The 13377-nt window shown below is 54.5% G+C and carries 16 protein-coding genes; 7 read left to right on the plus strand and 9 right to left on the minus strand.

What is annotated here, in order from left to right; all coding sequences use genetic code 11:
* Positions 1 to 1955: 1955 nt before the first annotated feature.
* Both AC1Q6D_RS26120 and AC1Q6D_RS26125 read left to right on the plus strand, forming a co-directional pair.
* Complete coding sequence (locus AC1Q6D_RS26120; protein ID WP_102595886.1) at positions 1956 to 2264, plus strand: hypothetical protein; 309 nt, start codon at positions 1956 to 1958, stop codon at positions 2262 to 2264.
* A complete protein-coding gene (locus AC1Q6D_RS26125) occupies positions 2257 to 2781 on the plus strand; it encodes a hypothetical protein (RefSeq protein WP_146012958.1) in 525 nt (174 codons plus the stop codon). The genes AC1Q6D_RS26120 and AC1Q6D_RS26125 overlap by 8 nt, the downstream gene beginning before the upstream one ends.
* A 36-nt stretch (positions 2782 to 2817) precedes the next feature.
* Here AC1Q6D_RS26125 and AC1Q6D_RS26130 read toward each other — a convergent pair whose 3' ends face one another.
* From AC1Q6D_RS26130 to AC1Q6D_RS26145, 4 genes are all read right to left on the minus strand, one after another.
* On the minus strand, positions 2818 to 3597 hold the full coding sequence (locus AC1Q6D_RS26130; protein ID WP_102595884.1) for a hypothetical protein: 780 nt from the start codon (positions 3595 to 3597) through the stop codon (positions 2818 to 2820).
* A 12-nt stretch (positions 3598 to 3609) separates the two neighbouring features.
* Positions 3610 to 4095, minus strand: a complete 486-nt coding sequence (locus AC1Q6D_RS26135) for a hypothetical protein (protein ID WP_102595883.1) — start codon at positions 4093 to 4095, stop codon at positions 3610 to 3612.
* Between the two features lie 83 nt (positions 4096 to 4178).
* Positions 4179 to 4505 carry a hypothetical protein gene (locus AC1Q6D_RS26140; RefSeq protein WP_146012959.1) on the minus strand — a complete coding sequence of 109 codons (327 nt, stop codon included), beginning with the start codon at positions 4503 to 4505 and terminating at the stop codon, positions 4179 to 4181.
* Between the two features lie 20 nt (positions 4506 to 4525).
* On the minus strand, positions 4526 to 5161 hold the full coding sequence (locus tag AC1Q6D_RS26145) for a DNA primase (protein ID WP_102595881.1): 636 nt from the start codon (positions 5159 to 5161) through the stop codon (positions 4526 to 4528).
* A gap of 115 nt (positions 5162 to 5276) precedes the next feature.
* Here AC1Q6D_RS26145 and AC1Q6D_RS26150 point away from each other — a divergent pair, with 115 nt between their 5' ends.
* Entirely contained in the window at positions 5277 to 5747 is a 471-nt protein-coding gene (locus AC1Q6D_RS26150) for a hypothetical protein (RefSeq protein WP_102595880.1), read from the plus strand.
* Positions 5748 to 5769: 22 nt separating this feature from the next.
* Positions 5770 to 6330: a YcbK family protein gene (locus tag AC1Q6D_RS26155; RefSeq protein WP_102595879.1), complete on the plus strand. Its 561-nt coding sequence runs from the start codon at positions 5770 to 5772 to the stop codon at positions 6328 to 6330.
* Between the two features lie 143 nt (positions 6331 to 6473).
* Here the strand turns inward: AC1Q6D_RS26155 and AC1Q6D_RS26160 are convergent, their stop codons facing one another.
* Positions 6474 to 6749, minus strand: coding sequence for an HU family DNA-binding protein (locus AC1Q6D_RS26160; RefSeq protein WP_054078408.1), 276 nt, complete (start codon positions 6747 to 6749; stop codon positions 6474 to 6476).
* A 183-nt stretch (positions 6750 to 6932) separates the two neighbouring features.
* Between AC1Q6D_RS26160 and AC1Q6D_RS26165 the strand changes: the two genes are divergently transcribed.
* The gene (locus AC1Q6D_RS26165) at positions 6933 to 7916 is read left to right on the plus strand and encodes a hypothetical protein (protein ID WP_102594994.1); all 984 of its coding nucleotides are present in this window, start codon (positions 6933 to 6935) and stop codon (positions 7914 to 7916) included.
* Positions 7913 to 8398, plus strand: coding sequence for an ADP-ribosyltransferase-containing protein (locus tag AC1Q6D_RS26170; RefSeq protein WP_102594993.1), 486 nt, complete (start codon positions 7913 to 7915; stop codon positions 8396 to 8398). Before AC1Q6D_RS26165 ends, AC1Q6D_RS26170 begins: the two co-directional genes overlap by 4 nt.
* A gap of 41 nt (positions 8399 to 8439) precedes the next feature.
* Here the strand turns inward: AC1Q6D_RS26170 and AC1Q6D_RS26175 are convergent, their stop codons facing one another.
* The 3 genes from AC1Q6D_RS26175 to AC1Q6D_RS26185 all read right to left on the minus strand — a co-directional run bounded on the left by AC1Q6D_RS26175 (position 8440) and on the right by AC1Q6D_RS26185 (position 11436).
* Positions 8440 to 8952 carry a hypothetical protein gene (locus tag AC1Q6D_RS26175; RefSeq protein WP_102594992.1) on the minus strand — a complete coding sequence of 171 codons (513 nt, stop codon included), beginning with the start codon at positions 8950 to 8952 and terminating at the stop codon, positions 8440 to 8442.
* Positions 8953 to 9019: 67 nt separating this feature from the next.
* Positions 9020 to 9667: a DUF922 domain-containing protein gene (locus AC1Q6D_RS26180; RefSeq protein ID WP_309474353.1), complete on the minus strand. Its 648-nt coding sequence runs from the start codon at positions 9665 to 9667 to the stop codon at positions 9020 to 9022.
* Positions 9664 to 11436, minus strand: coding sequence for a hypothetical protein (locus AC1Q6D_RS26185; protein ID WP_102594990.1), 1773 nt, complete (start codon positions 11434 to 11436; stop codon positions 9664 to 9666). The genes AC1Q6D_RS26180 and AC1Q6D_RS26185 overlap by 4 nt, the downstream gene beginning before the upstream one ends.
* 191 nt (positions 11437 to 11627) lie before the next feature.
* Here AC1Q6D_RS26185 and AC1Q6D_RS26190 point away from each other — a divergent pair, with 191 nt between their 5' ends.
* Complete coding sequence (locus AC1Q6D_RS26190; RefSeq protein WP_158243835.1) at positions 11628 to 12422, plus strand: thioredoxin fold domain-containing protein; 795 nt, start codon at positions 11628 to 11630, stop codon at positions 12420 to 12422.
* Between the two features lie 63 nt (positions 12423 to 12485).
* On the opposite strand, the gene AC1Q6D_RS26195 is transcribed toward AC1Q6D_RS26190, so the two are convergent.
* Positions 12486 to 13334, minus strand: coding sequence for a hypothetical protein (locus AC1Q6D_RS26195; protein ID WP_102594988.1), 849 nt, complete (start codon positions 13332 to 13334; stop codon positions 12486 to 12488).
* Between the last annotated feature and the right edge of the window lie 43 nt (positions 13335 to 13377).

A 13377-nucleotide genomic window follows, 5' to 3' on the forward strand; every position in this document is an offset into this window, starting at 1 on the left:
TTCCCGGATCCTCCCGCAAGGGCCTTCGCGATATGTTCGAAGAAGCAATAACCACCTTGCCAATCCGGTGTGTGGGCAAAGCAGTTCAAAACTTCGCCTCAAATACTGACATTTGTCTGGAACGAGACCCCGGGATTACTAGCGAAGGAATACTGTCCGGCTGGCACGTTCGCGATGTCGTCAATTGCAATAAGCAGCCCGAGCGGGGTTGTGAATTGTCCAAGCTATACATTTGGCGATCCTATGACGGGTTCATCTGGTGCGGTAATGTACGGTGACTCATGCTTGTTACCCGCGCATGATATCGCTTGGTATCATCAACTGACATGTGCAAAGTTCTGAGCGTATTGCCAATCCGGTGTGTGGGCCCAGCAATTCGGAGGTTTTAAATTTGAAGAACGTCAGGTGGTGAACATTGCAGGTGGCGAGGGGTCAATTGATCTTGGTTATTATAAATTCTGTTCAATCTCTGGACTAGGCGGTGAGCGGCCCCACGGGTATGTTTTTAGGTCCAATTTGCCACCCGACGCACAAGGCCGCTATTTCTTTCAGGCCTATTACAAAGGCTATGGCGCAACAATGGATTTATGGGTTACATGTATTGACTAGCTTGCCAATCCGGTATGTGGCAAAAACAGTGGGCTACCTCGATGCTTACTGTATCTTCGCCGGCTGCGTCATGTGGAACTCAGATACCGGTATATAACGGAGCCTTCGTTACTGCAACATGCCCGACAGGCTACCAAGTGACTGGTGGTGGCTACCAGTTGGCGTGGTGGGGCCCGTTTAATGAGTACTCGTCTAATGCTCCAGACTATAGTGCGCCATCTGGAAATGGCTGGGGAGTAATTGCGGGCGCAAAATCAGCCAACTCATGCTTTATGGCATTCGCCGTTTGCATCAAGTGAACTATTGAACTAGCCCAACCGAATAGTTGGTGGTCGCGCCTGAAATATTGCTTCCTCGTACGCACAACGCAAAATCAGTAGTGCCAACTGGCAGCGTTTCAGTTATAGCTGCAGAGACGCCGAAGTTCTGTGTGAAATTTTCTACAGTCGCAAAATTTACACCCGACAATCGGTTGCCGACGTATACCATCGTATCGATATAGGAATAACTGCTCCCATTTCCGAAAGCAGCCTGTTGAAGATTGATTGTTAGAAGTGCAGTCGAGTCGACTGTTTGAGAGTAGCGCCTGCAGTACCTGTCCAAACCGCTTGGTTCTTTGCCTTCATACGTCATTACAAGTCCGACTGGGCCGCTTTGAATTTCTTTACCTTGCAGACTCAAACTCACTTTGCGCCACATACCGGATTGGCAATACCATCAATAAAATTTTGAACACGTCAAGGTATGTAGCCACCAACCATTATCAGGTGGGCCAGAGGTGCATCCTCCCGGTTTGTATGACCACCCCAGTTGCGCTACATCGTCGTTACCGATCTGAGTTGTGCACAATACTTGCCCCGTTGGTAAGCTCACGGCAATTGAACTCACAGCCATAAAGCCGGCTGGACAATATCTGACGACATCAGCACCCTGGTACTCGCTGAACTGCAGAACTTGGGTTTTTGGGAACGGTTTGAATCCTTTTGCCCACACACCGGATTGGCAAGAAAGTAGCAGACCGGAGGTGGCAAAGCCGGTTGCCCCGGGGCCAGGGCACGCGGCTCCTTCTGAGACGTACCCAATAGACATTGCCGGCGGCGCCGCCGATGCAGTGAGCAGATCCGCTGCTTGTGCTGCAAGGGAAAGGGCCGAGAGGACTAGGACGCTGGTCAGCTTCAGCATGGCGGAGCACCTGTAAGAATTTGCAGTCAAACGCGATTGCAGTGCTGAAAGAATAACATTGACTTTACAAAAAGTCACTCGCCAGCAGCGATTTGCTCGACAGCTAAATGGGTTGTATTATCGAAATTGTACCGATAAACACAAACCTCTTATGAAGGCCCATTATGGAAATTCTTCAGGATGACCTGTTCATCAAGGCGGAAACCGCGCTGAGGGACGGTACGGCCGTCATTGCAAAAGTCGGCAGCTGTCCGAAGCTCGCGCCCTCGCAGCGCGATCGACTCATCAATGGAATCACCAGGTTGATTGACAGGATCGCCCTCTCAACCCGCCTGGCCATTGAGGCGCGTAACGCTGGCGACTCCAGCTGCCTCGCGGCAGCCTCTTCGATTCTTGTCCGCCATTTGTCACTGGCGGGCGAATCACTGCCCGCGATTGAAAGGCGAATTACCGAGGGTTCAGTCCATGCATAAGATGACCAACCAAATCCAATGCGGTGACCTGGCCATGGCGTTGGAGGAAGGGCTTGCTGCGATCGATGTTGAGCTGGGTTCTGCTTCTGACCTGGTAGTTACCTACCGCGCCGATTCCCCGACCCTCTCAGATCTGAAGAGGGCGTTCAGCGCTGGTGAAGAATCATTCCAGCACGCACTGTCAGCGCGCGGCCTTCACGAACGCTTCCCCTTTACCGATGACGTAGAACATCTTGAATCTGCGGCCCAGAGTGCTTTCTCCAGCGGGTTTACGTCGCCTGAGCGCTGGAACCAGGGTGATCCTCCCAAAGCACCGCTTCTACTGAAGGAAATTCCCTACCTGCTGAAGGCTTGGGATGAGGGATGGGCTGAAGCCGATTTTTCCAGGAAGGAAATTGACGCTCAACGCGAGGAGCAGGAGTGGAGATCGGAGCGAGACGCTCTTATTGATGCATCAGCAGGGACGGAGCAGGCGCGCGCCCATATTCCAGAGTGGGAGCCAGGTTTCAGACATTGAAAGCTCTGGGGCAGGCTGAGCAGTCAGCCCGCCCCATCATTCCCCAACGCCTCCAGTCCCACCCTTTCGCGCCCATTTGCACAAACTTGCCCAGGAAGCATCAGTAGCCAGCGGGATCGGTGGCTCACCGAGCCCTAGTGCAGTCTGGGCGCCCCAGCGCTCCTGGACGTAGCGTATGGACGAAGAGCGATGCTCTCGGCACTTGCGGACTGCTGTGGCCAACCAGCCTTGCCATCGTTCAAAATCCACAAAGTGGGAGGTCCGGTTAGGCAGGGTGAGCACGTAACGTGTGACCAAGCCGTGCTGACCTGGCCACGGACTCAGCACGAACGACACCGCTTTGTGTGAGGCAGAACCCACGTACGGCGTCCCGGCCGAAATCAGGCGGATGGAAACCACGTCCTCGGGCACTTCAACCAACCCACCACCGGCTGCGATAAAGCCCTCATCCATCAAAAGGACTGTCCCGCTTTTGAAATGACGCTCGTCAAGGCAAGGGTAGCCAGCAACCGAATCGTCATACCGACTGACCCTATCCGGAAAATCTGCGGCGAGCAGGTCCCACGTAGGCTCAACCTGCGACCTGCCTTCAGCATTTAATCCTGAGCACCACAAAACTCTTTCGACCTCGATCGCCAGCGCAAGGTGTAACGCCTGCAGCACGAGCTGCAATGTCTCAACTCCACCACTTCCAAGCACCAGGCCAAGGTTGCGTTTTCGCGTGAGCGAAACACCGACAAGGCGATCAGCACCCACGGGAAATGGGATTTCGGCCACTGGGTAATCTGAAATTTTGTAAGGGGAAACACCAGTCATTCAGGGATTCCCCTACCACGGGTTGATATGTGATCCACCGGAGTAAATGGCGTCGTCCAGAACGTGAGCCATGATCTCCCCGGCGGCGCCGATCTCCGACACTGCCATCGCGGCAAGCAGGTCACTGCCGATCAGCTCGCCATCATCCGACAAAGCAGCGTCGTTAGACTCAACAACCTCTTCCAGCGCCTCTTCAAGGAGCTCAACGCCCAAACTCAGCGGGTTCAGCTCGTTCAGGATCCGATCGCTGGCTGCAGCGTTGATCCGAGCTTTGACTTGACTCTGATGACCAGCGGCGTCTGCCAATTTCGTCGGGTGTTTGCGTGAGCTCGGTCTAGGGGTTGTTAACTGTCGGCGCATGACTTCAATACGCTGAAAAAAAGGCAGCCGCATTAACGCTTGATGAGGGTACGCTTCGATCAGGAAGGCGTTAGGTCTTGAAAACAACTCGCTAAGCTGCTCTGACGCACTTTTGACCGGCTTTTGGTAAGGTCGCATCCAGAATTCCTCTTGATAGACCGCAAAATTATAGCCCAACTAGCGATAATTTCTAATGTTTTACTATTGATACTACTTAATAACTAGGAGCGTAACTGCAGAGCAACAGCTGATGTAAGGCAGACAATGGCTGCGAACTTGCAGCGCTTGAAAAATACTGAGTACTTCTGCTCGTTGTCTCTCTCATCATAATGATCGACGATGCCGGCGAAACAGGCGATCGCGCCGGAGAGCATTCCGACAACCCCGAGAATAAGGCTCAACCCGTCGCGCAGATAGATTCCGTCTTTACGCCCCGGAAGGTACAGCTCGCCAGTCACGTAGCCACCAAGCCCCCACCAGGCAAGAGATACCCCGACCACCAAAAGCACAATCCGCTCTGCAGGTGCGTATTTATTCGGAACGAACATCCATGACTCCCCTTTGGCGCTCATCGGCCAAGTGTTTGCTCAATAAGTTGATCCCTGGTTGACGTCCCGGGAAGTATTTTTGCGGCACTGGCGTGTCGCTCGATCAGCGCCCTGCTTTTTTCGCTCAACCGAATGGGAAGCTGGATAAGGAGGCTCGCATCCAGCTGCCACGGGCGATCGCTTCGCCTCTTGAACACAGTCACCGCTTCTCGCAGATGACTTTTTACCTCTTCCGCAGACCACCCGTTTACCCGCATTAAATGGCTCGCAGCACGCTCATAGTGCCCTCGGGCTTGAGCCAGCCCGATATGCGTGGCCTCATGACAATCAGGGCATAAGGCTTCGAGCGCCACCAGTTTTTGTACCCCCGTAGCTTCATCAAATGCCCAGCGCTCATGGCATTCAACCGGCCATTTCGGACCGCGGCCCTCACAAATCTCGCAGCAGTAGCCGGCTCGCTTTGCAACGAAGGCAGCGCAGGATTTCCATTCACCAGGTGACAGCTCTGCCCTTAGATTCGAGAACCACGCCGAAGTCGGCACCAGGTCGACAAACAGATGAAAGCTGCCTGTCCGTTGCTTTTTTTGGGTGACGACCACCCTTGGCGCCGGCACAGGCAATTCGAAACCATAGGGGTCGTCGACAGGCTTTCGCATAGCCAACACTCAAATAAGAGACGTGTAGATTTATTCTATTGTAATTGCTCTAGCAAGTCATTAGCCTTGCGAGCAGGCTGTTTCTCAACTTTAACCATCGACTCGTGTGCGGTTTATGAAAAAGCACCCCGACATTCATGACGCACTCCAGTCCAGCATCAGGACGTACAAAACATGCCTGCAGAAGCTGCAGCAGACGATGACGCCTGCTGCAGGAGCGACCGCGGGTAACCCACCCCACGCCTGCCCGATAGAGCAACTGAAAACACAGACCTTTGAGTCGCTCAGCGCCACGCTATACCACCTGGGTTTAGCCTCTATCGACTGGATCGCTGCCAGACCGGAACTGGGAATGCTCCAGGGCGTCATCCAGCCCGCATTCTCGGCTGCCAGTCAGTATCGCCAGATGAACATCGACGGCATCGGTATCAAACCTACGGACGCGCCTTTTGTGAGCGGCTTAGCCTCTCGATTGAGTGTCGACCCCAAAGAAATCTACCGAGAAACCCGGGCGCAGATATCCGCCCTGGAGCTGGCTTACTGGGCGATTACTGAAAAATCTTCGGAACCACAAATCACACCTTGAGCCCAAGCACTGGAGGCCAGCCATGCTGACTCGAAGAAACTTTATCCAGCTCTCATTGGGCGCGTCAGCAGCACTGGCTTTCCCAACGATCGGGAGCGCAGCGAGTCCTGACTGGCGCGCCCTGGCGCTGAATCGTGACCGCAACCTGAGCCTGATCCGCCCGGACAGCAAGGAAAAAGCCACACTTTGTTATTGGACGCAACGAGGGGGCTGGAATGTCGAGGGCTATCGCCAGGCGTGCTGGCTTTTGCGCGATGTGAAGTACAGCGCCGCGGTCAATATGGACACTGGATTACTCGACACCCTCTTCATCATGCAGATGTGGTTGGCCACCTATGGCCAGAAACACGATATCCACGTTCTTTCCGGATATCGGACTCCGCACCACAACTCCACCCTGGAAGGCGCGGCTAAAAATTCGATGCACCTGTATGGGCGTGCTTCCGACATCTACATGCCTGGGGTATCCCCAGTGTTGCTGGCCAACATGGGGAAAATGCTCGGACTGGGCGGCGTGGGCCTCTACGCAAAACGTGGCTTCATTCACGTCGACAAGGGCTCCGTGCGGAGCTGGTCAAGCTAGCCCTGCATAACTATGCGATTTCACGCCAAACAATTACTGGCAATGTCAATTTACTCTTCGCAATTCCTCGCCTCGCTTTCGCCCCCCCACACCCAAAAAAAACCCCTCCGAAAAAGAGGGGCTGAAACCACCGACACAGTCAACTACGCATTCACAGCTTCCTGCAGGCTTTTCCCAGGCTTGAAGCTCGGGTTGCGGCTCGCCTGAATATCCATGGCCTGGCCATTTTGCGGATTGCGCCCGACGCGCGCGGCGCGGTGCTTCACGGAAAAAGTCCCGAAGCCGATGATCGACACGCTTTCGCCGCGCTTCAACGCTTCCGCGATCGACTCCAGAACGGACGCGAGAGCGCGTCCAGCATCTGCTTTGGAAAGTTTCGTCGAGGCTGCAACGACGTCGACAATATCCGATTTGGTCATAAAAACGCCCTGTGTGAGAAAACAAATATGAACTGATAAATTTATTCTGAAGCAATTGCAAAATAAATCAATACTCGATTATTTCGAACGATTATCAGAAATACAAGCCCGCGCGAGACTTGCGTTCGAATTTCACCCTATAATTCGAATCGATTTACTATTGCAATCTCGCGAGAGAACACCATGACCTTTTCAGTCAAATGCTGGTTGAGCGCCACCCCAGGGACCGCACTCAACGATCCCCGCGCGGACAGCTTCAGCAATCTCACAACAGCGCTCAATGTCGCTCAGGCGCGCGCGATCGAGTTCCGCAGCGGAGTTGTCACCATCGTGGTCGACAACCTGGTCGCCGGTCACATGGGCGACACCGGCGAAATTATTCGCTTCGAGGAAATGGACGGCCACGCCGTGGTGACCACACCGCTGCGCGCCGGTTATGAGCGAGCGCTTCTGCAGGAAACGCCTCAGGAACTGAGGGAGTATCGCGTCAACCTTTACACCACGGCTCGCGTGGCCACCTCGGGCATATGGGCGACGTCACCGCAAGAGGCTGCCCTAAAAGCAGAGCGCAGCATCGACCTACACCGCTTGCTCACCCGGCGAATGACCCACGAGCAGCATCAGGGCATCACCATTGATGAGGTGAGCTGGGACGAGTCACCGGCGCGCGGCTTTTATATTGAAGGAGCAGCAATGGACAACTCCGGCGAGGGCATCACTTTGAACCACCGCTCAGATCTAAAACCGGTTCAACTTTACGTTCCGTTCAAAACCAAACTGCCGCCAGAGTCTGCGCCTGAGACCGTCGCGTCAGTGGTGCCGTTGACCAGCGTTTTATTGCACGAAATTTCCGTACTGCGGGACATGATCACCAGCCCCGACTCGCGCACAACAAAGGTCGACATGTCCGTTGATGATCTCGAATGTGCGTATGGGGAGCCGCTCATCCATTCCACAATCATTGTGACTGAGGACGGTATCCGGATCGATGGCATCCTCGGCGTCTCGGGTCATGCGGTAGTGAGCCCACTCATTCCCCACAACGAGATTGCGCACGCAATGGATTGGGGTATTTTCCCAGTTGCCCCGTTATCCACCGCGGACCTTGTGAACCTGCCTTGCGAGAATGAGGATTACGGGTATGCACCTGGCGGTTTTGAGCCATGAGGAAGCGCCACCGTAAATCGCCTGGCTCCGTCGTCCTCAAGGCTTTCCACGGCACGAAACAGCACCTCAGCGTGCTGAAGCCCTCAATGCGGGGGACGTTTGGTCCAGGGATATACCTGGCTGATTATTTTGCCGCACAGCAGTACGCCGGCGAAGAAGGGGTCGTACTGACAGCACAGGTCACCCTTCGCTCCCCCTACTACTATCGAGCAAGCTTCGACCACGATGTCGACCTCGATTCGCCTGCAGTCGATCTGGTCCGCGGGCTTTTCCCCCAGGAGGCGGCAGAAGGCCTCCTGCAGACAGCGATGGCTACAGACGCGGCATTCGGTAGAGAGATTCAAGCGGAACTTGAAGCAAGAGGCTTCGACGGACTTATTGTCCAATACCAGGACGGCTCTCAGGAAATTATCGCGTACAACTCAGACCAGGTGCACATCATGGAACCGCAACTTGCTAACTTAGCCCCTGAGCCGCGATGAGCCCGCCTGGCATTCGGCGCACCGCAGTAACGCCCCGAGGCTTATTTACAGAGCTGCTTCACTTCCAGTCGGCCACATGCATTGTTCACAGCCACTTGCTTCCACCCAGTGCCAGCAACATAGATCCAGAGCTGAGGCGTAAAGGTAGTTGGCGTGTTTGTCGCTGTCACATGGAAGCCCTGGATGTTGCTTGCGGTTCCGCTGTCACAAACGGTGACAGGGGTTGCGTAGACCTCAAGGGCCGCTGGAGGAGTACACGTTTTTTTGGCGATCGCAACGCCCGTGTTGCTGATGGAGAAATCCACATCCACGCCTCCCGCCATCAAGAGAATAGGCGGCGTGGAGACGGTGTCATTGGTCATGTTGGGAGTCGAACCCACATCGTAGCGCGAGAAGGCACTCGCGCCGGCACCGGCATTCAGGCCAATACTCCCCGAATAGAAGCCAGCTGAACCTGGATCGTTCCATTGCCAATCAAGCGGCGCCGCAAAGGCCATCACCGGCGTCGAAAGCACAAACGCAACCAGTGCAAACGTTGATTTGATAAGCCGCATTAAGATCACCTGATAGTTTATTTTCGGATATACGCTGCTGTGAGTTTACCGCTAAATCTCTCCACAGTCAGTCCCGAATGAAGCGGAAATCTCGCGGAAACCCAAGGGCCTGGGAATCGACAAAGGCCGCACGCTGCTCGTACCACGTTCTTTCGTCCTGGTAGATGGTCTTGATCATGCTTTCCACCTCGCTGCAGCTGTTCAAAGGGGGCAGTCCTACGACCTTGTTGACTACCCTCATGCTGAGATCGAGTGCGTCCTGGGCGTGAATGCGCTCATGAGTAGCCACCCCATTGGCGTATTGCCGCCAGAGGCTCATTTCCACTTCCCTCAGGGTCGATCCCACCAATTCCGGAACAATGACTACGACCTCAACCGTCAGCGAAAACCGGGATGGCCAGCAACTGGCTTCGTCGCTCACGACCTCATAACGCCAGTCCCATGTCGCATTGGTGATGCCGTAGGCTTTTTCGCCTTTGACATCAAGGGGTGAGGTGGCCAGTGACTGCATCACCTCCTGCCACGAGCTACCCGAAACCGGGTAAGTCTTGAATGACTGCTTGATTGTGAGGTCTGCTCGATCGCCAACCTGTACCTGGGACGTCGGCACAGTTCCTCGATCGATCAGAACGACGCCGTCTGCCCAAGCCCCTGCAGCGGCGGAGAGTAAAAAAAGGCCTGCAAGCAGGCCTCCTTTTTTGGGGCCTGGTCTCACAGAATCGAACCGCGCGCTGCAACTGCCTGCGACGTCTGTGGCAGATAGGAAATGGTTTTTCCGGCGATCGAATCAAACTCCCGACCCAACCAGCCAGGCGCACTGTCTGACACAGCGTCGGCCGTATTCGAGCCAATTACGTTCAGCCCAAGGTCTACTGCATCCAGGGTGCCTGCCGGGAAACGAGTGCCCAGATGAGCAAGTTCTTGCGCAGCTATTTTCGCGCTTCCGCCGAGAGCCTTGGCCACATTCCCCACCACAGGAACCATGCCGATTGCAGCTGATGCATAGTCGTAGCCGTTCATGTCGGACCCATCAAGGTTTTTGCCGCTTAGCAGCATCCCCATGCTGACGATGTTGCCAACGACTGGCAGGGAGGTGACCAGGTCCTGAGTGAGTTTCGACTTGAACACACTTTTTGCGAATGCCATGAAGGCCGGGTTGGGGTTAGTGAAGGCGGCAAACGACTTATCCAACGCCAATTTTTCAAGGTCATCCTTCAGCGCGTTTTTGATCGCGTCATCTGCGGCCGTGTGTTCGACTCGTGCTGCAGGAGCGGTGTCGGACAGCGCCCAGTTAGCGAGGCCCACTGGTTGAGTGTCAGACCTGGCATTGGCGATGTAATCCGCTGGGCGCAGACTGAATGCCGAGCTCGAATGGTTCGTCACTTTGAACTGCCCCGATAATTGGCCACTCGATATCGTCTGCGCCGCTACACCAGGTGCAAGCAAACTGTATTGACCCAGCGAGTCCGGGTTTTCCACCACGGTTCGCTCGGACGGTGCACCAGCCCAGTTGCTCAAGCCGGCCGCTAGGGCCGCGGGATCACTGAGGACCTGAGGATTCGTCAGCAGTTTCGGGATATCGACGAATTGCTGCAGATTGCGCGCAGCTTTCGCGACCTCACCATTACCAAAGCCTGACCCCAAACCCGCAGATTTGACCGCGCCACTGATCAAACCGTTTACGCCCTGCCCGCCCAACAGCCCTGACAGGGCCGGCTGGGATGCATTCAGGTAGTTGGCCGACTGAATTTTGGCTTCGAGCTCAACCGGTGAAAGTCCGGCGCTGTAAAGCACCTGACGCTGCTTCGCCGTCATCGAGCTAGCCACCTTCGGATTCAGTTCACCATCATTCAGGCCCTGCAGGGCCCAGAGCGCAACTTGCTGGTCCGCCTGATCGCCTCGGTAGACCCGTGTAGGAGTCGGCTCTCCCAGCCGGCCTTGCTGCATCACCTTACGGTACACGCCGGCGTAGGCCGGCGACCAAACATCGTTTACACCGATCAATTGCATCCCCTCACCGACGTATGGACGATCGGGACCGGCTTTCATGCAGTAACCGTTGAAGTTGAGGGTGACTGTTTGCCCGGGCTGAATTTGATAGCTCGCCTGAATACGCTGCTGGTTTCCTGCAGACTTCTTGGCACTGACGCCAGTTTCAATTTGGTCCACATACGACAACAAGTCAGTCAAGGCGGACGAGAACTCGACAAACTGCTCCTTGGAGTAGCTGTTGCCGGCGGCTTTGATCACATCGCGGGCAGCGTGAAACCGGGCAAGACGGCGCTGGTATTCGGGTTGCGTATACCCGATGACGCCTGTCGAGGTGCTTCTGAAGATCGAACGGGCTGTGCGGGCTGCAGCCTGATCCTGTGCACTCATCTGACCTTTATACGCAGGTTCATCTGTCGAGAACACACCACCAATACCAGACGAAAGCTGCCCCGTGGCAGCGCACCCGGCCAACTGCAGCGCAATCAGCGTCATTGCCAGACCCCGATATGCAGACCCGCTCTTCGATTCCATAACCTTGCTCCGGTGATTTGACTGAGCCGGTCCAGCACCTTGCCGGACCATTGCGACACAAACGATTGAAATGTTATATTTCCATATACACGTTAGCAAATCAATCAGGTGATTGCAAAATGCAATCAAACCACCATTTCCGAGGAAGCTCCATGGCCACGAAAAAAGTCGCTTTGATACTCGCCGGCGCCTTCGCTGGAATCACAAACTGCGCAATGGCAAACGACAACACAACTCCCGCCCTGAACTGTGGTGCCCCAGCTGATTTTCAGTGGCTGGCCGACGCCTTGGGTAAATCCAGTGGGCAACCCGCACACATTCAGGCAGTCACCTCAGCCAACGCGCTGTCATTGTGCGAAGTGCGGTTGGAGAGCGGCAACTTGGTCTATAGCCGGCCAGGCGACAAAACGATCATGGTTGGGCGGCTTTATGGTGTATCCGGCGATTCCATTGTCGACCTGACGCAAACCTCCCTCGAAGCGACTAACCAGTCCTTGCTGAAGAACATCAAGAAAGACGACTACGTTGCCTACTCGCCCAGCCAGCCAGCCAAGGCTTTCATCTACGTCATGACTGACGTGGATTGTGCTTACTGCCGCAAGCTTCACAAAGAGATCCCCGACTTGAACAAGGCAGGGATTGAAGTGAGGTATCTGCCGTATGTTCGCAGCGGCCGGCAGGGATCAGCCTGGAACACCATGAGCAATGTCTGGTGCTCCGCCGGCGACAGAAAATTGCTGCTGGACGAGGCAATGACAGGCAAGAAGCTGGAAAGGCAGGAGTGTGGCGAGACTGTGCTTGAACGCTACCAGGACTTCGGCCGCCAGACCCAGCTCCAGGGTACTCCGCACATCCTTTTCAACGATGGTCGTTCCCAATCAGGAAGTTCTGCCGACCTGGTATCCAAAGCACTGAGTAGCGCTTCAAATTATACAGCAACTAATTAGGCTCAATAATCGGAAAGCCAATGGCTGCGTAGCAGCCATTGGAGAATCTTACGGCAGGAACGTCTAGTTACTATCTTCGTAGCTCTCTACTGGAACAATCGCCAGCCGCACTTTGAATTGCTTCGCGTCACTTTTCGGGATTGCTGAAATCATATCCCTTAACGTCTCTTTAAGATTGCCAGTATAAGTGGCTGAGCAAAACACCTCATCCCCAGTACACCAGTAGTCTGTAGAACTTGAATAACGAACAGCGCCTTGATTAGACGCCTCTATCTTGGGGAGCGCCTCAAGGGTTAGATATGGATCAGCGCGCCAATTATCGAGGGTAAGCTCATGACGACGCTGAAAGTTGTCGATAATGGTGGGTGCTGCGGCGATAAACCCGCCGATGACCAACGAGACGATCGATATCACGCCCCATACCTTCCAGCTGGACCAATCCACCCCATTTTTACCGGTTGACTCCTCCTGCCGGGCTTCCGGGAGTTCGACTGACGGTTGTTCAAAGGGCGGCAGATTATCTGAATGAGCCACATAAAGCCCCTTATGTTCGAGCGCTGCAATAAACCCGTCCGCCCACGCCAGTGCATCACCGTCATCCCTGTCTTGAGCAATCCGCTCACGGATTTCTGAAAGTGGTTTATTAGGTGACATGTATCGCCACCGAGCAATCAAGACAAGTTCACCCAGTTCAGCTCTCATCGCGGACGTGAGATGGACTTTATATTGATCATCGTCAACGCCCTTATGGCAAAACCTGAATCCTCGTTCTAACAAACCCGATTCGAACGCCTCCAGCAGATTTTCAAAATAATCAACGTTTATATATTGGTCGACTGCTAAAGCATATTTTTTAATTGACCCGGATAGCTCATTGGTACGCAAAAATGGAAATAGGGTGTATTCGTTCATCAGAACTCTCTCGAAAATTATCGTTTAGATGCAGGAGATGCTG

It is taken from the genome of Pseudomonas sp. MT92 (genome assembly GCF_058792515.1).